The following is a 26,047-nucleotide window of genomic DNA, read 5'->3' on the forward strand; positions in this document are numbered from 1 at the left end:
AAATATCCTTTACACCTTTATCATAATAAATCCTCAATTTAGTGTCAAACATTTTTTACACATAGAGCGGAACTTTTTGTTAATATTTTACTAAATATTAAAAACGATACTTTTATTAAAGTACCGCTCACTTAGTTCATTAACTTTAATGGATAAACTACTATAGTTTCAATATTTCATCTATTAATCTATTATCATCTTTATATTTTGTCCTGTTTGGTGCTCCCTCTGCTCTTTTGATTGCTAACTTATTTAGATTTAGAACGAGTGAATACAGAGTTCCAAAATTGTATTTCTTCAAATTCAAACAAACGAAACCCTCGCTATTTGACATAATTTGTTTTGCTTGCTCTTCTGTTAGTTGTTCTTTACTATTTAACTCATTTACGATATTTGTATTTCGCTCGGTCGTTTTACTCCATGTGGCAATTGGTTGAGACGTTTGATGTTTAAAATGGTTCGTACAAACTATGTATGATTCATTTGCATTTGGTGTCCGTACGTTAAAGTGATTTGGTCCGATTTCAACAACAGCCATCTCGCCACTTTTATCAGCAATGAGATAATTATTACTAAGAGAAGTGTGAAAATGTCTAAGTACTTCAATTGCTTCTTTTACATTTTGGCAATGCTCTAAAATATATCGAACAGTAAAGTAAAAGTTAACACCAGGTCTAACTTTTTCATCAGGTACCAAGGTCATACCAATAAATAAACCCTTTTCATTTACTCCGTCTACTTTTCCGATAAACACATCAGAATGACCGACAAAACGATATTTATTTTTCATGCATACTAAAGAGCTTTCTGTTAACTTCTTAACGCTCGTTAACATATCATAGTTCCTGCCAACAATCATTTCACCATTACTATAATAAGAGAATATACTACATTGGGCACTTATATCGAAGATCCCGATAGATAGAATAAAAGCAGCTACTTGCTCAAACGGAGTGTGACAAGCATCAGCAAATCCCTTAATCTCGTTGATTATATCTGGATAGAAGTCTTGTAGATACGGTAAACTATCATTTCCATAATCCATCTTTTCATTCGAAACATCAGGAAATCGAAATCCATTCTTATATAAAATGCTTCCATAATGTTTTCCTACATCGTAATAATCTCCTCTTAATCGTGGATGGTACATCCAATTCCCCCTTTAATTCCCAGTTCGTACTGTAAAATTATAGAACATACATTCCTATTGGTCAATATTGACGACAAATATTATCTATTTAACTACTCCACCTTAAGTGCAATTAAAAAAGCGATACCTCCTATCTGAAGTACCAACCCCCTGCGTTTGAGCACATAATTTCATAATCTTTTTGTATTAAAAATTTTAATGTTGAAAGATTTTTGATAGAATAGTAATCTCATATCACAGAATATGTAAATGATAGAAGGAGCTTATGCCATGCCTAAGATTTCTCTTGCTGAAGCTGTTAAGTTAAAGAGCGTATTATCGAAAAGAATCCATGAGTTAGAAGAAGAAATGGATCGTGTCGCTTTTATAGACATTGAAAAAGGAAGTAACATACCAGAACAGATTCGCAGATTGACTGAAGTCGAAGTAGATTTAGAAGAAGTTCGCAAGGATTTTCGTTTGCTTGACAAACTTATGTATAAAGCGAATATTGAAAACGAAATTGTTTTTAATGATGAATCATTTACGATTGTAGAAGCAATCGAACTTGCTACGCAGTTACGGGCAAAAGCTCGTAAATATAAGGAATATGGTGCAGCACCTAAAGAGGAGTTTTCATTTTCTTATAGTGAAGGTGTAACCCTTCTTAAAGTGGCGATGTTTGATCCAGAAGCGTATCGGTTAAAAGGTTTAGAAATTGAGCGTCAAGCGAATCGATTGTCAAATTTAATTAATGCGAAAAACTACTCTGTAGAATTAGATTTTGATAGTGAAAAGTATTTCTAAACCTTGAAGTGGTGAGACTCCGCTTCAAGGCGTAGAAGGAGATGTTTTTTGTGTTCTCAAGTAGAATTGTAATGGCGAATGGCAAACCAATCATCCAATTACCTATTACATCGTTACCTGTAACCAATAACCATCTTTAGCAATGGAAGGTCGATGACCAAGTCCTTATTAGATTTCAATCTCCTTCTATGAATCCTTCATCCATATTGGATGGAGGATTGTATTATTTTAAGGTGTTATTCTACTAAACTTCTTCCTTAGTACACAAGAAATTCTATACTCCTTTGTTGAAGTATTTGCACCCTATAGTATATATTCTTGATGATATCTCAATATACTCCGGGTAGTTCAAGGCCATATTCTGACAGACCTGGGCAACCTGTTAATAGTGGTAGGAGTATTGCAATTAATATAACGAAATATTCTTTTTCTTCTTTAGCAACAAATATCCCTCATTTTACAACTATAATATAAACTACTTTATTCCATTTTTAGGTATATATTAACATAATATATTTAGTTATTCTAGGTAATTATTAAAGTGTTATAATACTAACTTTAGTAAATAAAAAATGCGATACCTCCTTATTGATGTATCGCACCTTCTACCTAAACCAAACACAATCTCTTTATTTGGAACTATAGTAAACACTATCCATTAAGATTACGTTTGGTCTGTATTCAATTTTTAATAGTCAAAAAAGCTTCGCCATTCTTTAATAAGAACCGAATTGTATATTTATCATTTTCTATTTGTTCTTTAGTTTCCTGTAAAGAAAAATATTCTTGTATCTTCATTTCAATATAACTTCTAATTTCTTCTGAAGGCTGTTCCTCAAAGTCCGTTTTCATCTTAACATCAGTATGCCCTTTCTCTACCTTATAAGAAAATCCTGTCAGTTGATAGGTCGATTTTCCTTCCATTTAATGATAAATATCAGATGCGATAGTACCCCAGCGATTATCTTGTCTACGATGTTCAAGATTGTAAGTAGTAACTTCAATATCTTTTACATCTAAATGTTTTGATTCTATTTCTTTTTCTATATCCGCTGCTATGTTAGTTAATTCCTGAACATGGTTTGGTACTTCAATTGTAAAATTTTTAGACTCAAACCCTATTAATATATCATCAACTTCCTCAGCATATCCATGTGACGTAAATACATTCTTTACAATTTCATGTACTTTCTCAGCTAAATGATATTTTTCTTTAAATTCCTCCTCTGAATGTGTTTCAGACATTGCAGGTGCTTCTATAAACTTTAACTTATATTCATCATAGCCTTTATCAGACAATAGTTTTGTTACTTTTGGTTCGAGGAATTCTTTAGCTTGCTTCAAAGTGGTATTGTCCAAAAAGAGTGATATATCAATTGTAAATGGTGATGGTAATGCCCCAACAGAATTAACTGTATACCCTTCCTTTTCGACTAATTCAAAAACTTGGGTGGTTATATCAGAATGATCTTGTTCATTTGAATAACTTGAATTGATTGTAATTGGTAAAATTTTCTCAACGATTTTTGCCATTGTCTTCGAATAGAATGGAGATGTGAAAATAAGCAAAATACATATAGTAGCAGTAATCCATTTATATGCTTTGAACGTTCGCTTTTTACTTTGATCAACGTAATGTATAATTCTACTTCTAAGTTGAGCTTTCGATTTTTCTGTTAAATTAAGTTCTTCTTCTAAATCTCTAAATTGTTCATCGGAAAAGTTCAATCGTGATCCCTCCTTTTACTAATTCAGTCTTCAATTCTACTAATGACCTTTTTAGTGTCATTTTCACTTTGCTTTCTGACCAGTTTAAGATGCGTGCTGTTTCTGTTGTCGAAAATTCTTTTAGCTTCCTTAGTATAATGACTTGCCGATATGTTGGTTTTAATTGTTGAATTGCCTTGTATAATTGCTCGTTTTGAACATTCATTGTTACAATTTGCTCCGGTATAGGCTTGTCATCTGCTTCTCTCATGGTTAAACCTAAATAATGTTGTAATGGGTGTTTTTTTCGAAAATAGTCTATTGTCACATTATGCGCAATCGCATATAACCACGTTTTCACTGATGATTTTTGCTCAAATTTGTGTTGGTTTCTAAACGCTTTTATGAAAGTTTCCTGAGTTAAATCCTCCGCTTGCTGATAGTCTCTTACCATTAAAAGTATGTAAGTAAGAATTGCTTGACCATATTGATCAAACCAATCTGTTAGTTCATCTTTTTCCAACTTTCTCCCCCCTTTACTACATACTTAGACGCGATATAAAAGTAGTTCGTCACGAATTTTTTATGTTTTTGATTAAATACTATTAAAAGGAGATTCATTAAATTTGAATCTCCTTTTATATTATTAAATTTTATTTTAAGTAATTTTCATTTCTTATAAAATAAGCAGAGGTATTGCCTTGCTCAATAATTTAATTTGGTAACTTGCTATTCCTAATTAACTTGAGATGCACTAGTAAGGAAGTTAATCCGCAAGATATTCCACATATTAAAAATATCGAAGCCAGTAGGTGACCACCTATAGTAGGAGAATGCAAAGTGAAATAATAAAATAGAAATAATACTCCACTTAAAAAGTATAGATAATAAGCAAACCAATAATTTTTTTGCTTCAAGATATAAAACCCAATAAGAATCACCAAATATAAACAACACAAAACCATTATTATCGGGAAAGTGGGTTGAAATTTAGCAGCATAAACAAAGTAATCCAGCTGTGAAATATCGTTTTTATTACTTACAACTCCATACAATAGCTGTGTAAATGGTGTAGAATATTTCCATTCCCAAGGATTATCTAAAATGGCACTTCCCTCATACCAAGCAAAAACTGTGGAAAATAAAAGAAATATGGAGACTACACTGAATTGTATAATAAACCGAATCATCTTAATAACCTCAATACTTTTAAGCAGTTTTTAAAATTTGCGAATAAAGTAGTAGAATTTTCACATTCCATTTCATTCTTCTCCTATCTCCAAAACTTTTATTAAATAATAACCTTCCTCATGAGAAGTCATCAGTATTCAAAGGCAAACAATTATTTACTTAATTCTATTTGTTCAGCAACTTTAATTAAAGCTGAGTCTTCATTTCCACCTTTTATTACATATAAATTCCCTTCTGTAATAAGGAGTAATTCAGATTGCGCTTTATCCCCATTTTCAAATAGAAGTGCGTCTAAATGAGATATAGAGATTTTTTCCGATTTTAATTTCGTTGGTTCTAGTACTTTTTTTATTTCATTTATTGAACCATATAAATTTTCAATAGCTTTAACCGTAATAGACTCTCCGTTAAACAAAGGGTAGGTTGCTTCAGCAAATAGTTGTCCATCGCTCTTACTTACAGTAATCTCTGGTTCACCACTTATAAATTCGACATCATCTCGTAAGTCCCTTGGTATAGATGAATCAATTGTTAAGGGAATCTTTGCCTCGTTTCCATCTAGCCCTTCAAATTGATTTTGTTCACTAGCTGTATATGTAACTTTTGTATCTTGGTTGGCTTGTTCTTGTTTTAACAAATAGTGTTCAATACTTTCAGTGCCACTGCCCGTTTTCGCGTCTTGATTAACTATTAGTTCATGCTTTCCAATTATAAACACGATCAACAATAAAGCTCCAACTGCACTTATTCTTAATAAAATTCCAAGTGGAATCGTAACCTTTTTTCTTAATTCGATCTTATTCATATCTTTTAGTAACTTTGCTTTTAGGTCTGGGCTTTTCGCATGATGCCAAACAAACTCAGATTCTAGTTTCTTTAAATCACTGTCAAATATAGATACTTCAGACTGTTTTTTCATTAAAATAGCCCTCCTTCAGCATATCTTTTTCTAATCTTTGAATCGCTCTATAAAGTGTCGATTTTACTTTACTTTCAGACCAACCTAAAATTAATGCCGTTTCTTCAATAGAAAACTCTTTTATTTTCCTAAGAATGATGACTTTTCGATGTGATTCTTTTAATGCACTAAGTACATGGTATAGCTCATTTAAATCCTCTTTTAATTCCAAGTGTTCGTGAGGTAGTTTAGAAGGATCTTTATGCAATTGAAAAGTGTTTTTCAGCAATATAATTGGTTTTCTTTTACGGAGACAATCTACCGTAACATTATGTGCTATAGAGTATAACCAAGTTTTTGGACTGGATTCTTCTCTAAACGAATCATAGTGAACAAACGCTTTTATAAACGTTTCATGCCTTAAGTCTTCTGCCAATTGATAATCCTGTACCATCATAAAAATAAATTTGAAGATGGATTCATTGAATTCCTCATACCAAGCAATGATTGCTTTGTTTTTATCTCTATTCACAGTCTTTAATCCCCCTTTTTTTAAGTCACTGTTTAGACGGAAGTGTACTAAAAAAGTTCTGTTTTTTGCTAAAGTTTTTAGTGCTTCCCCACAAAAAAAAGGATAGCTCTCAGGATATACCTCCTGAAAATCTATCCTTTCATTCTTACGCGTCCTGAAACGAGAGAACTTTCCCCTTCACTTTCATAACTTCTAAATAGTGAATGTGGTGTCCGTCGCTTTCGTGGACTTTAAATAAGTAGCCGTCCTCTTCTACTTCGACGCCGACATGTGGGTCGAATTTTTGTGTGAGGAACCAGCCACCGATTGTATCAATGTCTTCATCGATGAAATTTGTCCCTAGTAGATTGTTTACATCTTCTAATAGTAGTTTTCCATCTAAAATAAAGTGACCTTCATTTAGTTTACGGATTTCGGCTACTTCATCTTCGTCGAATTCATCACGGATTTCGCCGACGATTTCTTCGAGGATGTCTTCAACGGTTACTAAGCCTGATGTACCGCCGTACTCATCAATGAGGATCGCGATGTGTGTTCGTTCTTTTTGCATTTTTAACAATAGGTCATGGACCGGGATTGATTCGATTACGGTAATGATTGGGTTGATATAGGATTTAATTGAGAATTCTTTGAATCGGTCACCAGCTGTATAGCGCTCTGTTAACAATTCTTTAATGTTTAAGAATCCGACAATGTTATCTTTATCACCGTCGACAACCGGATATCTCGTATATTTTTCGTTTTTAATGACTTCAAAGATGTCATCAGATGTATCATCTATTGAGATGGTCACGATTTCTGTTCGTGGTACCATGATTTCTTTGGCGATTCTTTCATCAAATTCAAAAATGTTGTTCACATATTTTAATTCGTTTTTATTGATTTCTCCACTTTTATAGCTTTCAGAAAGGAGAATACGTAGTTCTTCTTCTGAGTGGGCTAATTCATGCTCAGATGCTGGCTTAAGACCGAACATGCCGACTAAGACACGCGCTGAACCATTTAAGAACCAAATAAATGGATACATGATGCGATAGAACCAAATAATCGGATTTGCAAATAATAACGTTACCGTTTCTGCTTTTTGAATTGCGACTGTTTTAGGTGCTAGCTCCCCAACAACTACGTGTAAAAAGGTAACGAGCGCAAACGCAATCCCGAATGATAAGATGTGTGTAACATTTTCATTAAGGCTCAAGCTCTCAAATAATGGGTGCAAGATTTTTTCAACAGTCGGTTCCCCGAGCCAACCTAATCCTAAAGCTGTTACCGTGATACCAAGTTGACATGCTGATAAATATTCATCTAAATGGGTAACGACCTTTTTCGCAGCCTTTGCCCCTTTTCTTCCTTCAGCAATCAATTGGTCGATTTTTGACATCCTAACTTTCACGATGGCAAACTCTGTCGCAACGAAAAATCCTGTTAATGCAATTAATAAAATAATCAAAAATATGTTAAGCGTCGTCAATAAGTAGTCTTACAAAAGTAAGACGTACACCTCCTGTTTATTTGAGCCTCAAAAACCAATCTCAAGTTAATTGAGTAATAGTAACAAAGATTGAATTAATGAGAGACTCTCTTTTGAAATATTCTTTTTTACGAACTCTTGATTTTCGAGATTACCGTTATCTAGCTGAGATAGCACTTCGGATACTTCTTTCTCAAGTCCCGCGATTTTTAGCCGCAGCTCTAATACATCAATTTCCTCTGCGTGATCGTCAATCATATTACGTTTTATCTCATCTAATGACATGCCTTCTGCTTTTAACTGTTCAATTTTGTTTAATTGTTCAACTGCTGAGCTGTCGTAATAGCGGTAATTTGAAGCTGAACGTTCTGCTTTTAACAAACCTAAATTTGTATAATAATCAATCGTGCGCTTCGTCACACCCGTTCTTTCGGCGAGTTCTCCAATTTTTAATTTTTCAGTCCCAAATAGAAAACCTCCAAACCATAACGTGATAGTTTTATTATATTCTTAAAGTTTAAAAGATACAACTAATTTGATGAAACTTAACAGAGCTTTCACATTTTATTGATGAATGGAAACTCAATAAATACTCTTATTTCTAGCAGACTCCTTGTCCTCTTACATTTTTTTGAAAAAAGAGGAATAAATACATTTTAATAAGACATGATACTGTTAGATGTAAATATTTTCTAAAAGAGGTTGATTATGAATACAGAACAATCACACGAGTTGGATTCACTGAAAGAACATTCTAAGGAATTAGCACGAAATTGGAATGAATATTGGCAGACGTATTCTGGTCTTACTACTTGGCAATTTTGGGTCAATGTGTTGTTTTTAGTTGTACCGTTAGTCATTTTGTTTTTCACATTAGATCGACGTAAAGCTTTTCAAATTGGCTTCTTTGGGTATAGTTGTCACGTATTATCGACCTATATTGATGCGTACTCCACTCGAATGGGCCACTGGGAATATCCTTATAAAGTCCTTCCCATTCTTCCGATTAGTTTTGGACTCGATACTTCACTCATACCTGTTACTTATATGCTCGTCTATCAATGGACAGTTAATCATCAAAAGAACTATTATATCTTCATGACCATTTTGGCGGCACTTTTTGCATTTGTCTTTAAGCCGATTTTATCCGCCTTGCACTTATTTCAATTATCAAATGAATCTAGTTATTTCCAGTTGTTTTTATGGTACTTTGTCGGAGGAATCTTGTCTAAATGGGTAACGAATGTGTTTGTTTGGTTTCAGAAGGATGCTGCTACAAGTTAAGTTAATTATGTCTATGTACTTGCACAGCGTTGATTACTATAATTATTGATGAACTATCATTTTCGTTGTGTGAGGGATGACCTTGATTAAAGAGATAAACATAAGTAACCGGGAAAACGCTGAAAAAGTCTTAGCGATTCAACTTCCCTCCTATAAAGTCGAAGCAGAAATTATAGGGTTTGATGACATTCCCCCGTTAAAGGATACAGTTAGTACTTTACAACAATGTGGGGAATCGTTTTTTGGCTACTTTTCAGATGAAGAATTGTGTGGATTTATATCGTTTAAAAAAGATGACAATATAATAGATATTCATCGTCTCGTTGTACATCCAAACTATTTTAAAAAAGGAATTGCACAAGAGCTTTTTGACTTTTTAGAAGGTCATGTTGACTCGAGCTTGGTTAAGGTTGCAACAGGGTCAAAAAATACTCCTGCGGTTCGCTTTTATCTAAAGAATGGTTTTGTAGTCGTCAGAGAAGTCACTGTTAATGAACGGCTTTCCTTGAGCTTTTTTGAGAAGCGACGTTGATATGAAAGTGCGTTACCGCAATAGTGGTAACGCATCTTTTATGTACCTTGTTACTCTTTTTGTTTAGACTTCGGCTTTGTGTAATCCGGTATAAACAGAATTCCGATAATAAATACTGCATATGAGATGATGCGGACTGTGTCATAGGTATCGGTTTGTTTTAAAAACAGTACATTGATAATCATTGCCAGTGCCCCGATAATGGTTAGGATGATTCCAAAAACTTTTCTAGACATAATAGCCCCCTAGGATGTGGTTTAACTACTTATCAATACGAGTTAAGTTATCATAAGTTTCATTGATTTTTTAAGTCCTTCTTATTGTTCACGATTATTACTAGATTACTATTCTTAAATCCATTATAAACGACTAAAAAGCTGTTGCCAATTGAAGGAAATTGTAAAATTAGGCCGAATTAGATAGTTAATGAGCTTATTTAAAGGTGAAATAACCTATTACTCCTGATGAATAAGCAATCATACTCTTTTAATCATATTTTCTTTCAAGAAATGCATGAATTATTGGAGTTTATTTATCTGCTAATTAAGAAACTACATGGTAAAAAATCTTTTGTTTAGGTGGTATTAAACATGAAACAGGTAAAAGTTTATCATTATGATGCGTTTAGCAGCACACCGAATAAAGGGAATCCTGCGGGTGTCGTGTTAACTGGCGATGAGTTAACAGAAGATGAAATGCAAGAGATTGCGTTTAAAGTCGGGTTTAATGAAACGGCTTTTCCAGTTAAATCGGATCGCGCTGACTTTCGAATTCGGTTTTTCACTCCAGGACATGAAATGAATTTATGCGGGCATGCGACGATGGCAACGGTTTACGCCTTAAAAAGTAAAGGCCTACTCGGTGATAAAACAGACCTAACAATTGAAACGAATGCTGGCATCCTGCCGATTAACCTCGATACAACCGATGAGAATGAAATCTATATAACAATGAAACAAGCTGCCCCACAATTTAAAGAGTTTGCAGGTTCAAAAGAAGCTTTAATGCACGCAATCGGTTTGAACGCTTCAGACCTTCACCCACAGTTACCAATTGTCTATGGAAGTACAGGCACGTGGACGTTGCTCATCCCGATTAAACAGCTTGATGCTTTTCAAAAAATGATGCCTCGCAATAAGGAGTTTCCTAGTATTTTAACGGAAATGCCGAAATCGTCTGTGCATCCGTTTTGTTTGGAAACCTTTGATTCAAATACTGATATGCACGCACGCCACTTCTCGTCTCCTTATTCAGGAACGATTGAAGATGCCGTAACGGGTACTGCTTCAGGAGTAATGGGTGCTTATTATGCGACATACATAAACAATAACATTGGAGATTCCCTCACCCTTGTCGTTGAACAAGGACATGAGATTGGAAAAGATGGTCGTGTTGCGGTTAACGTTTCAAAAGGTAATGAATCATTTGAGATTGAGATAACGGGTAATGCAGTTTTTGTGAAAGAAATGGATGTTTTATTAGGAGTGTAAGAGATTAAGATTTTCTAGTGATACTTTGGGAAGTGCGAGTCCATATAGGTACGCGGCAATATACGTAACTTATTTGGACTCTGTTAGGAAGTGTCGACTTTTCAGATTAATGCATCTGCTAGTAACTTATCAATTAACTCGTCTAATGCTGCATATTCTTCTACTTCACTACCAGATGGTTTGTCTAATTCGCGATATGTTTTTGATACGAAATCGTAAACGTACCAGGTGATGTGCTGTCACCGATAAACAAATATTGTTTTTGGTGTTCATTTTCATACCAAATTTCATTTGAATCGATTAAGCCTGTGATACTCGCATTTGGGGCTTTGTCTAAAAATTCCTCATCGATTCCGTATATGATGAATCCGTTGAATTCCAAGCCGTTTATATTTCTAAGCAGCTGCAGATGCTCTGGCAGTAAATCAATGTTTAGCCGTTCTTTTACGGCCTTGGTGAAGATTCGTAATTCTTGTGCAGAAGCACCGTTATTTAATTTGTCTCCAAATCTTGCTTCGAGTTTTTCGATTTCGATTAATTTATCTTGCCACATTTCGTATCATTCCTTTATTTCGTTTTAAATCGATTTCCTGTCTTTGTGTAAATGAGCGCAACGGTAATAATGATAATAAGGAGAATGACCGCGATAATCATGAGCAAATGTAGATTCAATAGTTCAGCTATTGCTAGTAACAGAATGCAAAAGCTTACGCCATACATAATTTTACCTGTGAATTTGCATAAAGCGACTTCGTCATATTGTGATTTTTCACTGTCAGACATTGTATTATAACCTGCTATCAACACTGCCCCTTTGCCCTTTGAAAAGATTGTTGCGAGAACGAGGAATGGGATGAGTATGATAAAAAGAGCAATTTCCATTTGTGGTACCTCCGATTATAGGAATATGATTACTAGTTTGATATACTGTAAAGAAAAATGGTGATGCTTATGTATAAATATTGTTTGTATGGTTCAGTTTTTGCTTTGCTATTTACGATTGTTTGGGTGTCGATGGAATCTTTACCGATTCAGATAGTAATATCTTTTATTTTGCTTACGTTTGCTATTCCGAAGATTCGGATAAAGTTATATCAAGATTCACTTAAAAGGAAATTGAAGGTCGCTTTTTATAGTTCGGCAGTGTGTTTCCTTCTTCTGTACATTTATGAGTGGATATTCACTAAGGATGGACTAGCTATTGATTTGGCTGTACTTCCTAGTCTCGTTTTCATTTATTTATGTATTTTCTTAGGTGTATCTGTGTTTGGGATACCTGTATCCGCCTTTTCAGATTTTGTAACTGAGAAGGCTATGTTTTTACGAGTCTACTTAGCTGGTGTGATTCATGTTGGGGTTGGGCTGCTTGCGTATTTTATTGGCCTTGGTGTAGTGATTCCGCTCTTTTGTTCGGCTATCTTTTTTATTATAGATGAGATTACGAGATATGGGAAATTAAAGCATATGAAGGTGTAGCTTTCGTCTGGGGCAAGTGCAATATCAAATTCAAGGGGTTACGAAGTTTTTGTCTAGTGCAATAACAATCACTCGTTTCCCCTCCTTTATTATTCAGCTAATTATCATCAGACACCTATCTTGTTTTATATCAAAGAATTTCACATAAGAACCAAATGATTAACGACTATCATTTAATATAGTCAATACCATTCCTTTCACAAAATTCTTTAGCAAATTCCTTATATTTCATATCTCTGTAATCATACCATTTCTCACTTATTCCTAAGCGTTGGACATTGTCCTTAAATCGTCTGAATGCTCCCTTTCCATGAATTGATTTGAGTAATGCATCCTGAAGTTTAAGATCAGTTAAGCTATAACAATAACTTTCCATCATATCATACTCATTGATTTCATATTGAGATGGAAGCTCTACATACTTTTCAAAATTGTCTACTATATCCAAGGCTAACGTCACTTCATCCTGTTGCCATTCAGATAAGTGGTCATAGTCCTCTCCATCTTCTGCAATTAATCGTGCATCTTCTGAGACAAAAGCAATTTCCCCAGTATCTAAATTAAGATATGAGCGGATTTCATCTGATTGCATCTCTATTCCTTCTATTATATTTTCAAGCTTCACTTTCATAGACATTTATCCTTTCAAAATAATTTATATTAATTAATCCTTTATTCAATTTTATTACTGAGGTCTTCTTAATGAATGCACTGGCACAGGCAATGATTTTCTCGTTTTCTTCCATTACAAAATGAAGAGCTGAACTAGATTCATAAAATCTGTTGTTGTTTTCGACTTTTCCCAAAAAATTTTTGCATTACATGTGTTCCATACCTACTTCTAAGACATTTTTATTTTAAAGTAGCGATTGTGGATTGTCTGCACGTGTTGCAGCGGACCATGTTTCTCACCTCTTTTTAGCGACGTACGTAATGGCATTTGTTGTTAGAAGGACGTCTTTCTCATCACGTTGAATGTTGAATTGTAGTGGCTTAACGAGTTGCGTTAACACTTCCCAGCCATTGTATGCATCACGTAGTTTTGCGAGCAGCACTTCCGTTTTCATGTTTACTTCCATCAATGCCTTAAGTTTCTGATTAGATTCGATTTCGGTTTCTTCTACTTCTGAATTGACAATTAAACAGTTAATTCCGCTCATTTTCGTTCCTTGTGCCATCTGAGCAATGACTGTTTCAAACATTTCCTCGGACTCAACGTGTTCAAGCGATGAGACTGCGACGATGAAATCATAGCTATCTAGAGGGATCTTGTAATGACCAATATCGGCTTTTATCGGATTTATCGTTTCTTTTACTTTAAACTCCTTACTATAGAGATTTAGCTTTTCGAGTGCGGAATCTAAAAGGTCCACACAATCGACTATCCCATTTCTATTTTGAATTGCTTTTGCAATCGGGATGCTGTTCCTCCCGACTCCTGACCCTAAATCGAGAACGCGGACATTATCCTTCTGTACGATGTGTGGCAGTAACTCGATAACGGTTTTTACTGGTTTGTGTAACCAAGAGCCTTCTGCAAATAGTTTGTAGTTATCATAGCAAAAGTCATGGTATTTCTTTTCTTCTCTGCGGATGTGTTGTCGTTTATTCAATTTCTCAGCTCCAGTTTTTCAAGGTTGTTAATTAGTTCTCTGTGCGAGTTGAGATTCCTTCTTTTTGTTAGGAGATTAAAAGTGAGTGTTTTTTCGAGGTTTATTGATAAGCCATTTATGATGCCGCACTTAATTTTGTTTAGCTGTTAAGGCCGATTCAAAAAGTATGCTGCTATACAAAATACAACACTACTTTTCTGTTATAATATGTTATCATTACAGAAAATGGAATCCACGATATTATAGGGGGTTAGAGATTTGGAGACTATTCCTAACTGGTTCTGGGTTATCTATTATTTGTTTTTCGTCTCAACCTTAGGCCTTGCAATAATTAGTGTTTTAAAAAAGAAATATAGGAGAATATCCTTTTTAGTTATTTTATTAGCTGTGACAGTTCCAATCGTTAGTCTGATTAATAGTATAGGCAGAGCTGAAAGTATGAATGAATTTGCACATTTCATTAGTCAATTGCAGCACGGTGCTATTTGGTCGATCTACACAGTTGTTGGATATTCATTATTGGTATTATGGTGGGTTTTAGTCTTTCTTAAAAGCGGAACTAAAAAGCAAGTTTTCTCTAAACGTTAAACGACCGCAAAGCGTTTTAATATTTTTGGCAGAAGAGTGAATGTCTTTATATGAGGCTTCGCTCTTTTTTAGTTTCATCAAAACATTTCATCGCCTATTGGAAGCAAAAGAACCGTCCCCCTGCTTCGTTTGTCGAATTTTATCGAATGACAAATTTTCGTTTGAAGTTGACAGATTTTCTAAAAAAGTTGACAGATTTTTACCGAATCTTGAGAGATAAACTTGCAAAGTTGACAGATTTCACCCTGGTTCGCTATAAAAACTGCCTATGTAATAAGTAAAGAACGAAAAAAGTGACGTTAGGCGGTCACTTTTATGGGATTTAGTATATAAAGCTTTATTATTTATCATTTTTTTAGAATGAAATGATTTCAACTGCACTCGAGTGATAAGCAGGCCATATGTTGTTCTATTCCGTTCCCAAGGTTATGGAGCTCTGTATGATTTTAGCTACAGCTTGCGGGTTGGTTTCCACAACCTTGCTTTGTCTGCCTAGCTAGGAAGCAGAAGAACCGTCCCCCTGCTTCGCCAACTGCCTGCTTCCCTAATTTCGCTCACTAGCCATTGGGGGTTGCTCCATCCAGTTGTTTTTAATCATTAAGTTCATGCCATCATCCGCATAAGTCATCATTTCTGCAATAAGCTTTGAGTATTCAAGTCCAACATCTCTGCGCATGATTGTCGCTAGACTGAACCCGTATTGTTCAATTCCACCACCTGATAGAATCGCGCCATGGAACATGATCAGCTTGTCTGAGAATGGTGATGTGGTAGAGTCTGAGACATATGTGTACCAAGGAGTTGCAGTTGATAGCTCGTCTTCCTCTAAGTACGAGCGCAGTTCTTTCAATGTTTTTGTACTCATTTCTTTCCCTCTTGTCAAAAAGTCCTTTACATCTTTTTCTTTCGCTACTTGTACAAATCCAATTAACAATGTTTTCGTTACTTCTATTGTTTGGATATTGAAGAAAAGATTTGCTATTTCTAATGCTGTTAATGGGCGTTTTTTGCCTAAAAATCCTTTTAAGTAGCCCATTTTGCTTATCATTTCCGATTGGGGTAGATCTGGAATATATGATGGTCTGACGTATAAACCTTTCGATTGTAATAATTGCTTCGTTCTTGAGTTTAACTCTGTTGAAGAGCTGATACATTCCCGATAAAATTCATGAACGTCCTTACGTGATACCATCGAAAGGGCTTTAGAATAAAATGACAATCCTAGGTTCGCTAAGTGAGACGTATAAAACAAAACAAATTCATCTGAAAATAACCTTGGTGCTGATAGATTTACATCTTCGTTCGTGAAACCAAATGGAATCGGATGGTTGTCTTTTGCAAAAATGTCAGAAGTTATTTTCGTATGTATTTCCGACAAATCAAGTGCATACTTAAGCACTTCCTGAATCTCTTCGTCTTCACATTTTTCGATAAAATACTTTAAACAGCAAACAGCCATACTATCAACCATATAATTTGTCCATAAATATGCTTTCTCTGATGCAGTTAGGTGTATCGTACTCACTTCATTTCCTCCTAAATCGGTCTTTTTATTATCTTTAGGATGCTAGATGTTAAACATTAAGTAGCAATAGAGTCGCCCCCCTGATTCCTAGCGATGACGGCAGCCATTGCTTTGGCGCTGATGAGGAGGCTTTTTTCGTTTATGTTGAATTTTGGATGGTGATGTGGATAGGTCTCTCCTGATTCGGGGCTTGCTCCGACGTAGAAGAAACAGCCTGGTACTTTTTCGAGATAGTAGGCAAAGTCTTCTGATGGCGGCTGTGGTGGTGTTTCTAATACACCCTCCACTTCTTTTATTGCTGCCTGTTCGAGTGCTTGCCTTACTTGTTCTGTTATTTCCGGGTCATTATATAGGACCGGATAATCATTCTTATATTCAAAAATCGCTTTGACACCATATGTTGCTTCTAATCCTTTCGCAAAGTTTTGGAGCTCTGTTTCCACGATATCTCGTGTTTCGACTGACATGGTGCGTACGTCCCCTTCTATTGTAACGGCATCTTTAATGACGTTGAACGAGCCTTTTCCATCAAAGTTTCCAATTGTAATCGAAGCAGTGTCAAATGGGTTAATCCGGCGGCTGACGATTGTTTGGACGTTCATGACAAAGGAGCTTGCCGCTACAATCGCATCGTTTGCTAAATGTGGTGAGGAGCCATGACCGCCCTTCCCTTGTACAATTAGTTTGAAATATGATCGACCTGTTTGTGTGTTCCCGCTTCGGTAATAGATATGACCTGTTTTCATCGTGCTCATCACATGGATGCCGTATATTGCCTCAACTCCGTCTAGTACACCTGCCTTGATCATTCCGAGTGCACCACCTGGAGGCATTTCTTCAGCTGGTTGATGGATGATACGGATCGTTCCAGATAATTGGTCTTTATACTCCGCTAAAGTCTCCGCTAATACGAGCATATATGCGGTGTGAGCGTCATGACCACATGCGTGCATTACTCCTTCGTTTTTTGAGGCAAAGGGCAGACCTGTTTCCTCTTTAATTGGCAAGGCATCAAAATCGGCGCGAATTGCAATCGTTTTTCCGGGTTTTGCACCTTTTATCGTGACGACAATTCCACGTTCACTACCGAAGTTCGTTTCAATTGAGTCGACCGGTACATTTTTATAAAAATCGCTGATATACTTTGCTGTTTCTTCTTCTTGGAATGAAAGTTCTGGATGTTCATGCAAGTAGCGGCGAATCTCAATCATCCGCTCTTCCTTTTCCTCTAAAGTTTTCATTAAGTCATCAATTAACATCGAACGTTCCCTCACTTTTTCACACACTTAATGTGTTGGATTTGGCTGGCCGGGTATCGGCTCACGATTAGGTGTTGTTTTTTCTGCTGTTGCTTTTCCGGCATCTTTCGGGACCATAAAAATAATCGAAAGGATGGAAAGGATACCGAAAATGACGTTGACGATAATCCCTGCTGTTGCGGCAATTTCCAGGCTGCTAAATGCAGCAATTGAACTATATACGGTTGCCGAAATGGCGACACCGAATGCTCCGCCAAGCGAGCTCGCCATTTTGTAAATGCCTGCAGCTTCACCTACTTTGTTTGCAGGCGCATTGGCAACCGACGTGTCTGTTGATGGTGTTGCGTAAATCCCAAGTCCTAGTCCAAATAATGCGAAGCCAATAAAAACGACGACAGTGTATATAAAATCCGATAAAAATGTTAATCCCATCATCGCGACGCCAATTGTTGTAATGAGCGCGCCCCAAATCATCGGTGATTTTGCCCCTGCCTTTTGTAAAATTTTCTCTCCGACACGAATCATTGCCAATACGGCAACTAAATAACCTAAAGAAAGCATTCCTGATTGAAATGGATTGAAGCCCCTGCCAACTTGAACATACGTATTTGCGACAACAAGAGTACCGGCAATCGCATTTAGGAGAAAATTAGAAAACGTTGCCCCGGAATACGGTTTGTTTTTAAATAACGCAAAGTCAATGAGGACGACCTCTTTGCTTTTTTCGACCTTAATGAAAATAAAAGCACCAATGATTGTGATTGCGACAAGAGCTATCGTGATGAAGCTTGTCCATCCTAAGTCTGAACCAAATGTAATGAAAACGTTTAGTGCAAGCATTGTGATGACAAAAATGACTAGCCCCGTATAATCAAATTTAAATGCACCTGATGAGTGCCCTTTACTTTCCGGCGTCTCTTTAATAAGCCACATTCCTAGTAAGGCAAATAAAATAGAAAAAATGAAAATCCATTTCCAGCCGAGATAGGTTGCAATGAATCCTCCTGCGAAGGAAGCCACACCTGAGCCACCCCAAGAGCCGATCGACCAGAAGCTAAGTGCACGCTGACGGTCAGCCCCTTCAAAATAAGCCTTTATTAGCGCAATCGTTGCCGGCATAATACATGCAGCTGAGATTCCTTGGATGATGCGGCCAATGATTAATAATACAGCTCCTTGTGCTAAAACGAGGCATAGCGACCCGATTACGCTTAAAATCAGTCCGAAATAGGTCATTTTCTTGCGGCCGATTTTATCTGCGAGTCCTCCTGCTGCCACGATAAACATCCCAGAGAATAATGCCGTTAAACTAATCGCGATGTTTAATGTTCCAAGTGAAATTCCTAAATCTTTTTGAACGGCTGGTACGACGTTGACCATCGCCTGGGCAAAGAGCCAAAACGTTATTACGCCAAAGACAATCCCGGTAATCATTTTATTTGTGCCTTTATAGTTTGTTGTTTCCATCTTGTACCTCCTAGGTTTCTTTTAATTGAAGCAGAGGAACCGTCCGAGACCACTGAAAAAGTCTTGTTAAAAGAAAAATAGAATTTATCGTACAAAGTTGACGTTCAGTTTGATTGCAGCACGAGTACTCGCTTTCCGCGGGGTGGGTGCTGAGCCTCATAGCTCCTTGCGGCACGAACAAGCAAACTTCAGGTCACCTCCCTACGATAAGTCATCATCGATTCGCCATACGGCTCATCGTGATTCCTTTGGTCTTAGTCGATGCCCCTCCAGTTTGTACGTCGATGGGCAAGCCGCCTACGCTTTTCGTACTCCTCAGCGCAAACGCCTGCTCACGTCTCAGCTCTCCCACGCATCCCGCAGGAGTCTCTCAGGTCAGCTCCAACCAAACTATACGTAGGATAAGCACATTAAATGTACAATAAATTGTTTAAGAGTAGATACTTATCTGAAATCAGTATACTTTTTCAGTGGCTTCGAACCGTCCCCGTGCTTCCTGTCTGCTTCATTGCTAGTCCATGGAAGCAGAGGAACCGTCCCTCTGCTTCCATTTTTTTCGGATGACGGTAATGAGAAAGATGATTGGGATGTAGCAAAAGATAAAGGTGATTCCGCAAGTTGTAACGACTTTATCTAGTAAGTGTGAGAATCCGATTTCAATGAATAGGCTGTTGACGATGTGAAACACGGTAAGGAATGCGATTAAGATATACGTCGATTTAAGCTTTGGTATCGTTAGCTTAAATGACCTAACCGCTGCCCAAAGGTTGATGCACACTACAGGCATGACAACTAATAACCATGTGAAGATAAAAATAAATTCAAAGCGTTCTAAAAATGGTAGTTGAATAATTTTAATGAGCGTCAAGGTTGGCCATGTTAAATGTTCCAGCTTCCCTTGTGTGAAAAATAGAAAAGTGATAACCGCTATGACTGTATATAGCAAAGTCGTATAAAGGGTGGCAATGTGTCCCCATTTATGTGACGTTTCGCGTTCGCTTATAAAGGGATAGAAAATAAGCACAGATTCAAATCCCATGTATACTGGGAGTACTTCCTTCGCAGAGATAAGATAGTCGTTTAAGTGATAATTGAATATTGGTGTAAGATAAGAGATCTCTGCGTAATTCAGTAAATATAATATGGATAATAGTAAAAAACTTGGTATAACTACGCCCCAATAGGCAATCGCGGTAATGATTCGAAATCCACCAGACACTACATAGTAAATCAGTACACAAAAGAGCAAAGAAAACTCCCAGCTTGCAATTCCATCAAATACCCATATTTGCAAAAGATCGATGTAGGTATGTAATGAATTTAAGCTAATCAATGCTAAATAAATTGCAATCGTGATGCTAATCAGTCCACCTAGATATTTTCCAAAAACTTCTCTGTGGAGAGAAAGAATATCCCCTGTACTTGAATGCTTCAAGATGTATAGCATCATAAATAAAATTACATGCATAAATAATCCGGTTGCGAAAACAGAAATCCACGCATCTTGACCTGCACCGCCGATAATATTGACTTGAAACGATAAAACAGCAACCCCAGTCTGTGTAGAATGGATCAGGAAAAACAAAAAATATGGCGAGACCATTTTATTTTCTTTGACGATTGATTTCATTCTCATCATCCTATTTTGATTAGCCTTCAAGGCCAGCATGTATAATTTCTACATCTACGTTTACATCAATTGGTATGGAAGGATATTGTTCATAAAAGGCTTCCCTTTTCCAAGACCTGTCCTTTGAACGGACAATATTGCCAATTCCAATTGGGTCAACCTCTTCCTCTTGAAAAGTTGTCAATAAATCGGCTATATCCTTTTCTAGCTTGTCCTCAACTTTCTTTGTTATCTTCATCACATCTTCAACTTTTTTAATATCAAAACGATCTGGAAACTGTGTAAGGGTCATTTTTAGCTGAAAACGCAAATCTAATTTCCCCTTCTCCCATCTCCACTTGCTATCACTTTTAAAGTTTTGAACAGATATTAATTCTGTTCGATTATGGTCGGAATCTTCCATTGTATAAGTACCTTCAGAGCGCTTATCTATTAAAAAAGATAATAATATGCTTTCATCCGGTGATAATTGAAGCTTTAATTTATCGTCCTTAAAAATCCCCACTCCTTCAACTACAATCTTATCTTCCTTAATCGTAATCATTGGGACAAAAGCATCCATTCCTTTACCATAAAAATGATTTAAAAAGATATGCAGGTTTGAGTTTGGCAGTCCTGCTCCTTCCATATTATGTTTTAATGTATCGGCTAACGTCAGTGATTTTTCTTTTTTGAATGTTTTCAACGTTTCTCTCGCAGAATCTGTAGAAATCGCAATTTGGATATTTGTCCCGACTTGAGGATTGATTAAAAATCGTTCGACCATATCTTTAATGCCAGCCTCGGCATAGTTTTTGCCGAATAACATGACTCGAATTTTCCCCATTTCAATTGGCGTACTCGTATGTCGCGACATCTTCGGTACAAATAAATCACCGCTAACTGCTTCTTCCTCGATTAATTTAATTTCATCACTGTTTTTGCTCATCGTGTATTGAGGGATAAGTGCCGTCCCTTTTAATTGACCATTCTCTCCTAAGTCAAAACCGAACACATGGACAATACTGATTTTGTCGATGATTCTCGTTCTCGTGCACCCAACGAGACAAGCAAGACAAATGATGATTGTAACGAGGACGTAAATTTTTCGCTGTTTTATCATTGCTACACCTTCACAAAAATTATTCGGTATTTAACCCATCTTCACTGTCTCTCCCTGAAGCAGGATTGTATTTTTTTATACTTAACGGTCTTAAATACCATGGACGTTTTTCTGTATGTTCATAATCAGGCCTAATAAAGGAACTAGCCACGCCACCGCGTCGATATGGATAAAGCGGAAGCATATATGGAACTCCTAATGATTTCAGACGTGCTAAATGGGCAATTAAGATGATTAACCCTACATAAATCCCTAAACCACCCCATATTGCAGCTAGTACGATAAACGGGTACCTTAATAATCGTACGGCATTTGACATTTTATAAATCGGGGTTGTAAAGGAAGACAATGCAGCAAGTGCCACGATAATTAAAAGAATATTACTCGTCAGTGCCGCTTCTACTGTTGCTTGTCCTATAACGATACCGCCAACAATCCCAAGAGTTTGACCAATTTTGGTTGGCAATCTTCCCCCGGCTTCCCTCAATAGGTCAATGGTAATTTCTAAAAATAGCACCTCGAAAACAGGTGGAAACGGTACATTTGCCCGAGAAAAGATTATTGGTCCTAATAGGTCCTTCGGTACAACTTCATAATGAAACGTTAAAATCGCGACGTAAAAGGAAGTAGCAAAGATGGAAAACAAAATGCCAAAGACCCTAATTAATTTGAAAAATGATGCAATTACTGTCGGAAGGTAAAAGTCCTCCGGGTTTGAAAAAAACTCCATTAGTGATACAGGACCAATGACTGCATAGGAGGATTTGTCACTGATCAACACAACCTGACCTTGCACAAGTGCTCCTACAGTCCGGTCGACTCGTTCTGTTGTGATGTATAAAGGAAACGGTGTTCTACTATGGTCTGAAATCAATAGCTCTAAATGTGTGTTGTCAAAATTGACATCAATATCAAGGTCATCTAGTCGCTGTTTCACGGTGTTCGTGTATTGCGGATTTGTAATGCCATCTAAATAGGCAAGCACTACTTTTGTCTGCGACCTTGAACCGACAATGACCTCTTCAAAAATTAAATCTGTAGAATTCAAATGGTCTCTGATTAAATGAAGGTTTGTAGACAGGTCCTCAATAAACCCAACTTTCGGTCCTAGTACATTAAATTCGTTTTGTGTATCATTCGTTTCCCGTTGTCCTAGTCGGGAATAATTGATATCAACGAGGGCAAATTCGTCTTTTTTTTCTTTAAAATAGATGAGAATTTCCCCGTTATGGAGTGCTTTTTCTACATCTGCTGGTTTCGTTTTGATTTTGATTCCTTCGATTGGAATGATGTTTTTTATATCTGAGAGCTCATTTATCGAGGACGCATTTTCTTTTACATACGGTAAGACCGACTTTTGAAGGACGCTTGAATCGACTAATGTTTTATAAAAGCTGATTTGCAAGGCTTGATTAAGTTCTGATGGTGTGATCGTTGTGAAATCACTTGACTTTTCTGACTTGTCAAACACTTCTTTTATCGTTTTTTCTTTTGTTTCGTAGCCTTTTTTCGGCTGTCGTTTGGAACGCTTCTTTCTTAACATGGTTTCACCTAGTCCTGACCTTAATATTCATGGGTATAGATAGTATTTATTTACAGGATTGGAATTATGCTAAAAACTTTTTGGGGAAGCTTGATATTTGACGACATAATAGTTGTAATATTTTAGGGGTTGTGAAAAGTTCTTGTTATTAAAATTGTTTGATAAGAAAAAGCGATCCTTCGTGGAGTAGGATCGCTAATCTTATTAAATATGTACATGTTATGTTCTCCTATTACCTAGGATAAACGACTTGGTCGATTGAGATGGTGATAATGAAGGGTTCCTTGTTTCACCATTGTTATCTTTTACTCTGGCTTGTGTAATGGCCTGACTACATTTTTCGATTGATCTAGGAAGCAGAGGAACCGTCCCCCTGCTTCCCCGCTAAGCTTTGGCGGTCTTCTGCTAGTGGGGGTTGTTCGAGCCAGCCGTTTTTGATTAGTAGTTCTGCGCCGTCCTCGACGTAGAGGCAGACTTCGGCGATGAATTTTGTGTAATCTGCCGCGATGTCTCTTCTTTGGGAGACGGATAAGCCTGCTCCATAATAGCCGATGGCCGCTGAGACCAGTGTGACGATATGATAGAGCATTAATTTTTCTGAGTATGGAGATACCGTTGAATTCGTTACTTCAGATATCCATGATTTCGGCGTAGACAATTCTTCATTTGTTAATGTATTGTTAAAGGCAGTAAAATGCTTTTGGCAAATTTTCTTTCCTCTTTCGAAATATTTTTGAATTTCTTTTGTTTGGGAAACTTGAGCAAATCCTAATTCTAATACAATTTTTGAAATGTCCTTTTTCATATTAAAATGCATGCCACTAATTTCGATGACGCTTAATGGGCGTTTTTTTCCAAACCAGCCTGCTAAATATTGTTGGTTCTCCACGAAATCAATTTCGCTTGGTGGATTCACCCTTGATGGCTTACTGTAAAGCCCTTTGTTAAGCATGACATTTATGATTCGTTTATGTAGCTCCATTGTTTCCTTATTGCATGTGATAAAGTAATCGATTTGGTCTTCTCTACAGGAGGTTGCAACGGCACCTGCATAGCCCGTTAATCCGAGTAGCGTCATGACGTGCATATAATTCATCATGAACGCGTCAGTGAATAAAGGTGGGGCACTTATATTTATGTCTTCCTCTACAGTAAAACCCTTAGGTATAGGATATTGACTTTCGTGAAAAAACTCTTTGATTTTTTCAATATGTGATTTTGCAAGTTTAAGGGCAAATTGTAATACGTCTTTTATATCCTGGTCCTTTGCATGTTCAATTGAATGGGTAAGAATACATATTGAGATCGAATCGTTCATGTATTGAGTCCATAGATTTGCGATTTCTGCTGATGTTAAATCAACAGGATGGCTAATATTTTCCACAAAAGAACCTCCTATAGCTATCATTCGATACTGTTATTCGCTATAGACTATGTTTCCCAGACAAGAGAATAATATGAAAAAAATTATGAGGTTGATAGGGGCTCATATTGTTTTCGCACAAAAAAAACAGACTGCTGGAATGAGTCTGTTGAGAAAACATTTGAGGTGTTCCTTTGTTAACAATAATATACTATGCAGAATTCAAGTAATACGTCACGAGTAATTTGGAGTACAAGGAGTAAAATCGTGGAAGCAAAGTGTCGGTGAGCAAAGTACTCCTTGTACTTACCATCTAAAATGTACAAAAGGAAAAAGTTTTATCCAGAAAAAACAACATTTTTGATGATGAGTTTATTTTTGTCTATAAATCGTTTCTAAAAGTTCCTGCCAATTTGGAGGAAAGCCGATATGAGCAAAGTCGATAGTATCTTCGTACTCAGATATAAGCGCATCTAAATCCGTGATGAACCTGCGCCCTTCTGTCTTTGTCAGCAACCGTTCAATTATGTAAATCGCAGCAAAAATACGCTTATTACTTAGTTGCGACGCTTCCTCTTTGAAAAGCTTTGGTTTAAAGGTTAGGTACTTATTATAAAGACGGCCGTAATGAGCGCAGATGTTCCGAACATTTGATAACGTTTGCAGCCAGCTTTCGATATATTTATATGGGACATTGTAATATGTTCTTGCGATGTGTTTTTTTAAGTCTTCATGTAAATTGCGATAAAATTTTGAAAGAAATCCGAATGACGTTACCTCGATGGCGACCCATATTGGAAACACACCGCCATATTTTTGGAAGTGATGCTCAATAAATAGCTCACTTTTGCGACTTTTTTTAATCAATGCATCGAGCTCTCGTAAAGATTGGCGATGATAGGTTTCATTTTGAAAGCACTCTTTCTCCCGGTACCCAGTCGGACCGATTTTGTGTGCGGTTTCATAAGAGATGTGTGTACGAAATGCGATTTCAATTGTCTCAAGCGCTCCTAAAAGTAATAAGCGCAGTCGTCTATCAAACTCATAAAGAGATAACATGTTATGAAATGAAGCACCGTTTGCGTATTCATCTTTATTATGTGGATTTTTTAGCGTAAGTCCATAGGCAGAGAAACGATAATAATTAACACGTTGCAATATATTTTCAGCATTTTCTGAATTTTCAACGTGCAGCTTTCTACGTTTATACAATTCGACTTGTTCTTTAAACGTCGTCGGTGGTTTCATTTTCGGGGTGTTTTTTTCCAGGGTCAATTTACATTATCTCCTTGAAAAACAAAATGACCCACCTTGGTCCGCATTGTGAAGAGGCGTGGTGGGTTCTGTTACTATTATTATAGGTAAATTGGTTATAAGTGTCAATAGGTTGGCGGGAATTTATTGAGTTTCATTTGTGTTTTTACTAGAGGGGTGAATGCA

Annotated in this window: 29 protein-coding genes; 6 read left to right on the forward strand and 23 right to left on the reverse strand. The window is 36.6% G+C overall.

Annotated elements, in window-relative coordinates:
* Positions 1-160 precede the first annotated feature (160 nt).
* Complete coding sequence (locus J2S19_RS18485; protein WP_307344808.1) at positions 161-1,150, reverse strand: C45 family autoproteolytic acyltransferase/hydrolase; 990 nt, start codon at positions 1,148-1,150, stop codon at positions 161-163.
* Between the two features lie 270 nt (positions 1,151-1,420).
* On the opposite strand from J2S19_RS18485, the gene J2S19_RS18490 reads away from it, so the two are divergent.
* Positions 1,421-1,936 (forward strand): hypothetical protein, encoded by a 516-nt coding sequence (locus J2S19_RS18490; RefSeq protein ID WP_307344810.1) that lies wholly within the window; start codon positions 1,421-1,423, stop codon positions 1,934-1,936.
* Positions 1,937-2,617: 681 nt separating this feature from the next.
* Here J2S19_RS18490 and J2S19_RS18495 read toward each other — a convergent pair.
* The 8 genes from J2S19_RS18495 to J2S19_RS18530 form a co-directional block, all read right to left on the reverse strand.
* Positions 2,618-2,860, reverse strand: a complete 243-nt coding sequence (locus J2S19_RS18495) for a hypothetical protein (protein WP_307344812.1) — start codon at positions 2,858-2,860, stop codon at positions 2,618-2,620.
* Positions 2,861-3,664 (reverse strand): hypothetical protein, encoded by an 804-nt coding sequence (locus J2S19_RS18500; RefSeq protein WP_307344814.1) that lies wholly within the window; start codon positions 3,662-3,664, stop codon positions 2,861-2,863.
* The gene (locus tag J2S19_RS18505; protein WP_307344816.1) at positions 3,648-4,166 is read right to left on the reverse strand and encodes an RNA polymerase sigma factor; all 519 of its coding nucleotides are present in this window, start codon (positions 4,164-4,166) and stop codon (positions 3,648-3,650) included. The genes J2S19_RS18500 and J2S19_RS18505 overlap by 17 nt, the downstream gene beginning before the upstream one ends.
* 190 nt (positions 4,167-4,356) lie before the next feature.
* Entirely contained in the window at positions 4,357-4,833 is a 477-nt protein-coding gene (locus J2S19_RS18510) for a YjdJ family protein (protein WP_307344818.1), read from the reverse strand.
* A gap of 152 nt (positions 4,834-4,985) precedes the next feature.
* A complete protein-coding gene (locus J2S19_RS18515) occupies positions 4,986-5,753 on the reverse strand; it encodes a hypothetical protein (RefSeq protein ID WP_307344820.1) in 768 nt (255 codons plus the stop codon).
* Entirely contained in the window at positions 5,737-6,264 is a 528-nt protein-coding gene (locus J2S19_RS18520) for an RNA polymerase sigma factor (RefSeq protein ID WP_307344822.1), read from the reverse strand. Before J2S19_RS18520 ends, J2S19_RS18515 begins: the two co-directional genes overlap by 17 nt.
* 145 nt (positions 6,265-6,409) lie before the next feature.
* The gene (locus J2S19_RS18525; RefSeq protein WP_307344824.1) at positions 6,410-7,735 is read right to left on the reverse strand and encodes a hemolysin family protein; all 1,326 of its coding nucleotides are present in this window, start codon (positions 7,733-7,735) and stop codon (positions 6,410-6,412) included.
* A 66-nt stretch (positions 7,736-7,801) separates the two neighbouring features.
* Positions 7,802-8,155, reverse strand: coding sequence for a MerR family transcriptional regulator (locus J2S19_RS18530; RefSeq protein WP_370875177.1), 354 nt, complete (start codon positions 8,153-8,155; stop codon positions 7,802-7,804).
* Positions 8,156-8,443: 288 nt separating this feature from the next.
* Between J2S19_RS18530 and J2S19_RS18535 the strand changes: the two genes are divergently transcribed.
* Together J2S19_RS18535 and J2S19_RS18540 are read left to right on the forward strand one after the other, a co-directional pair.
* The gene (locus tag J2S19_RS18535) at positions 8,444-9,019 is read left to right on the forward strand and encodes a CBO0543 family protein (RefSeq protein WP_307344826.1); all 576 of its coding nucleotides are present in this window, start codon (positions 8,444-8,446) and stop codon (positions 9,017-9,019) included.
* A 76-nt stretch (positions 9,020-9,095) separates the two neighbouring features.
* Entirely contained in the window at positions 9,096-9,551 is a 456-nt protein-coding gene (locus J2S19_RS18540) for a GNAT family N-acetyltransferase (RefSeq protein WP_307344828.1), read from the forward strand.
* 50 nt (positions 9,552-9,601) lie between these two features.
* Here J2S19_RS18540 and J2S19_RS18545 read toward each other — a convergent pair whose 3' ends face one another.
* A complete protein-coding gene (locus J2S19_RS18545) occupies positions 9,602-9,787 on the reverse strand; it encodes a hypothetical protein (protein ID WP_307344830.1) in 186 nt (61 codons plus the stop codon).
* A gap of 354 nt (positions 9,788-10,141) precedes the next feature.
* Between J2S19_RS18545 and J2S19_RS18550 the strand changes: the two genes are divergently transcribed.
* Positions 10,142-11,041 carry a PhzF family phenazine biosynthesis protein gene (locus J2S19_RS18550; RefSeq protein ID WP_307344832.1) on the forward strand — a complete coding sequence of 300 codons (900 nt, stop codon included), beginning with the start codon at positions 10,142-10,144 and terminating at the stop codon, positions 11,039-11,041.
* 184 nt (positions 11,042-11,225) lie between these two features.
* Here the strand turns inward: J2S19_RS18550 and J2S19_RS18555 are convergent, their stop codons facing one another.
* Together J2S19_RS18555 and J2S19_RS18560 are read right to left on the reverse strand one after the other, a co-directional pair.
* Entirely contained in the window at positions 11,226-11,594 is a 369-nt protein-coding gene (locus J2S19_RS18555; protein ID WP_307344834.1) for a YrhA family protein, read from the reverse strand.
* A 14-nt stretch (positions 11,595-11,608) separates the two neighbouring features.
* Positions 11,609-11,923: a DUF3784 domain-containing protein gene (locus J2S19_RS18560; protein ID WP_307344836.1), complete on the reverse strand. Its 315-nt coding sequence runs from the start codon at positions 11,921-11,923 to the stop codon at positions 11,609-11,611.
* 69 nt (positions 11,924-11,992) lie between these two features.
* Here J2S19_RS18560 and J2S19_RS18565 point away from each other — a divergent pair, with 69 nt between their 5' ends.
* Entirely contained in the window at positions 11,993-12,517 is a 525-nt protein-coding gene (locus tag J2S19_RS18565) for a hypothetical protein (protein ID WP_307344838.1), read from the forward strand.
* A 169-nt stretch (positions 12,518-12,686) separates the two neighbouring features.
* On the opposite strand, the gene J2S19_RS18570 is transcribed toward J2S19_RS18565, so the two are convergent.
* Together J2S19_RS18570 and J2S19_RS18575 are read right to left on the reverse strand one after the other, a co-directional pair.
* Positions 12,687-13,148 (reverse strand): UPF0158 family protein, encoded by a 462-nt coding sequence (locus J2S19_RS18570; protein WP_307344840.1) that lies wholly within the window; start codon positions 13,146-13,148, stop codon positions 12,687-12,689.
* A 277-nt stretch (positions 13,149-13,425) separates the two neighbouring features.
* The gene (locus J2S19_RS18575) at positions 13,426-14,130 is read right to left on the reverse strand and encodes a class I SAM-dependent methyltransferase (RefSeq protein WP_307344842.1); all 705 of its coding nucleotides are present in this window, start codon (positions 14,128-14,130) and stop codon (positions 13,426-13,428) included.
* Between the two features lie 258 nt (positions 14,131-14,388).
* Here J2S19_RS18575 and J2S19_RS18580 point away from each other — a divergent pair, with 258 nt between their 5' ends.
* Positions 14,389-14,718, forward strand: a complete 330-nt coding sequence (locus J2S19_RS18580; protein ID WP_307344844.1) for a hypothetical protein — start codon at positions 14,389-14,391, stop codon at positions 14,716-14,718.
* A 544-nt stretch (positions 14,719-15,262) separates the two neighbouring features.
* Here J2S19_RS18580 and J2S19_RS18585 read toward each other — a convergent pair.
* The 9 genes from J2S19_RS18585 to J2S19_RS18625 all read right to left on the reverse strand — a co-directional run bounded on the left by J2S19_RS18585 (position 15,263) and on the right by J2S19_RS18625 (position 25,882).
* Positions 15,263-16,243 (reverse strand): DUF3231 family protein, encoded by a 981-nt coding sequence (locus tag J2S19_RS18585; protein WP_307344845.1) that lies wholly within the window; start codon positions 16,241-16,243, stop codon positions 15,263-15,265.
* A 56-nt stretch (positions 16,244-16,299) separates the two neighbouring features.
* Positions 16,300-17,502 (reverse strand): M20 family metallopeptidase, encoded by a 1,203-nt coding sequence (locus tag J2S19_RS18590; protein WP_307344847.1) that lies wholly within the window; start codon positions 17,500-17,502, stop codon positions 16,300-16,302.
* A 27-nt stretch (positions 17,503-17,529) separates the two neighbouring features.
* Positions 17,530-18,969, reverse strand: a complete 1,440-nt coding sequence (locus tag J2S19_RS18595) for an MFS transporter (protein ID WP_307344850.1) — start codon at positions 18,967-18,969, stop codon at positions 17,530-17,532.
* Between the two features lie 214 nt (positions 18,970-19,183).
* Entirely contained in the window at positions 19,184-19,321 is a 138-nt protein-coding gene (locus J2S19_RS18600; RefSeq protein WP_307338887.1) for a hypothetical protein, read from the reverse strand.
* Positions 19,322-19,480: 159 nt separating this feature from the next.
* Entirely contained in the window at positions 19,481-20,599 is a 1,119-nt protein-coding gene (locus J2S19_RS18605) for a GerAB/ArcD/ProY family transporter (RefSeq protein WP_307344852.1), read from the reverse strand.
* A gap of 19 nt (positions 20,600-20,618) precedes the next feature.
* On the reverse strand, positions 20,619-21,701 hold the full coding sequence (locus J2S19_RS18610; RefSeq protein WP_307344854.1) for a Ger(x)C family spore germination protein: 1,083 nt from the start codon (positions 21,699-21,701) through the stop codon (positions 20,619-20,621).
* Positions 21,702-21,720: 19 nt separating this feature from the next.
* Positions 21,721-23,244 (reverse strand): spore germination protein, encoded by a 1,524-nt coding sequence (locus J2S19_RS18615; RefSeq protein ID WP_307344857.1) that lies wholly within the window; start codon positions 23,242-23,244, stop codon positions 21,721-21,723.
* Positions 23,245-23,593: 349 nt separating this feature from the next.
* On the reverse strand, positions 23,594-24,628 hold the full coding sequence (locus J2S19_RS18620) for a DUF3231 family protein (protein ID WP_307344859.1): 1,035 nt from the start codon (positions 24,626-24,628) through the stop codon (positions 23,594-23,596).
* A 351-nt stretch (positions 24,629-24,979) separates the two neighbouring features.
* Positions 24,980-25,882, reverse strand: a complete 903-nt coding sequence (locus J2S19_RS18625) for an Abi family protein (RefSeq protein ID WP_307344861.1) — start codon at positions 25,880-25,882, stop codon at positions 24,980-24,982.
* Between the last annotated feature and the right edge of the window lie 165 nt (positions 25,883-26,047).

It is taken from the genome of Metabacillus malikii (assembly GCF_030813355.1).
GTDB lineage: Bacteria > Bacillota > Bacilli > Bacillales > Bacillaceae > Metabacillus > Metabacillus malikii.

What these genes read in the sequence shown, in the direction of transcription:
- J2S19_RS18610 (WP_307344854.1), bottom strand. Translation starts at nt 21,701, where the DNA reads ATGATAAAACAGCGAAAAATTTACGTCCTCGTTACAATCATCATTTGT.
- J2S19_RS18485 (WP_307344808.1), bottom strand. Translation starts at nt 1,150, where the DNA reads ATGTACCATCCACGATTAAGAGGAGATTATTACGATGTAGGAAAACAT.
- J2S19_RS18535 (WP_307344826.1), top strand. Translation starts at nt 8,444, where the DNA reads ATGAATACAGAACAATCACACGAGTTGGATTCACTGAAAGAACATTCT.
- J2S19_RS18495 (WP_307344812.1), bottom strand. Translation starts at nt 2,860, where the DNA reads ATGGAAGGAAAATCGACCTATCAACTGACAGGATTTTCTTATAAGGTA.
- J2S19_RS18490 (WP_307344810.1), top strand. Translation starts at nt 1,421, where the DNA reads ATGCCTAAGATTTCTCTTGCTGAAGCTGTTAAGTTAAAGAGCGTATTA.
- J2S19_RS18595 (WP_307344850.1), bottom strand. Translation starts at nt 18,969, where the DNA reads ATGGAAACAACAAACTATAAAGGCACAAATAAAATGATTACCGGGATT.
- J2S19_RS18550 (WP_307344832.1), top strand. Translation starts at nt 10,142, where the DNA reads ATGAAACAGGTAAAAGTTTATCATTATGATGCGTTTAGCAGCACACCG.
- J2S19_RS18565 (WP_307344838.1), top strand. Translation starts at nt 11,993, where the DNA reads ATGTATAAATATTGTTTGTATGGTTCAGTTTTTGCTTTGCTATTTACG.
- J2S19_RS18540 (WP_307344828.1), top strand. Translation starts at nt 9,096, where the DNA reads ATGACCTTGATTAAAGAGATAAACATAAGTAACCGGGAAAACGCTGAA.
- J2S19_RS18615 (WP_307344857.1), bottom strand. Translation starts at nt 23,244, where the DNA reads ATGTTAAGAAAGAAGCGTTCCAAACGACAGCCGAAAAAAGGCTACGAA.
- J2S19_RS18605 (WP_307344852.1), bottom strand. Translation starts at nt 20,599, where the DNA reads ATGAAATCAATCGTCAAAGAAAATAAAATGGTCTCGCCATATTTTTTG.
- J2S19_RS18570 (WP_307344840.1), bottom strand. Translation starts at nt 13,148, where the DNA reads ATGAAAGTGAAGCTTGAAAATATAATAGAAGGAATAGAGATGCAATCA.
- J2S19_RS18545 (WP_307344830.1), bottom strand. Translation starts at nt 9,787, where the DNA reads ATGTCTAGAAAAGTTTTTGGAATCATCCTAACCATTATCGGGGCACTG.
- J2S19_RS18510 (WP_307344818.1), bottom strand. Translation starts at nt 4,833, where the DNA reads ATGATTCGGTTTATTATACAATTCAGTGTAGTCTCCATATTTCTTTTA.
- J2S19_RS18555 (WP_307344834.1), bottom strand. Translation starts at nt 11,594, where the DNA reads ATGTGGCAAGATAAATTAATCGAAATCGAAAAACTCGAAGCAAGATTT.
- J2S19_RS18515 (WP_307344820.1), bottom strand. Translation starts at nt 5,753, where the DNA reads ATGAAAAAACAGTCTGAAGTATCTATATTTGACAGTGATTTAAAGAAA.
- J2S19_RS18560 (WP_307344836.1), bottom strand. Translation starts at nt 11,923, where the DNA reads ATGGAAATTGCTCTTTTTATCATACTCATCCCATTCCTCGTTCTCGCA.
- J2S19_RS18590 (WP_307344847.1), bottom strand. Translation starts at nt 17,502, where the DNA reads ATGTTAATTGATGACTTAATGAAAACTTTAGAGGAAAAGGAAGAGCGG.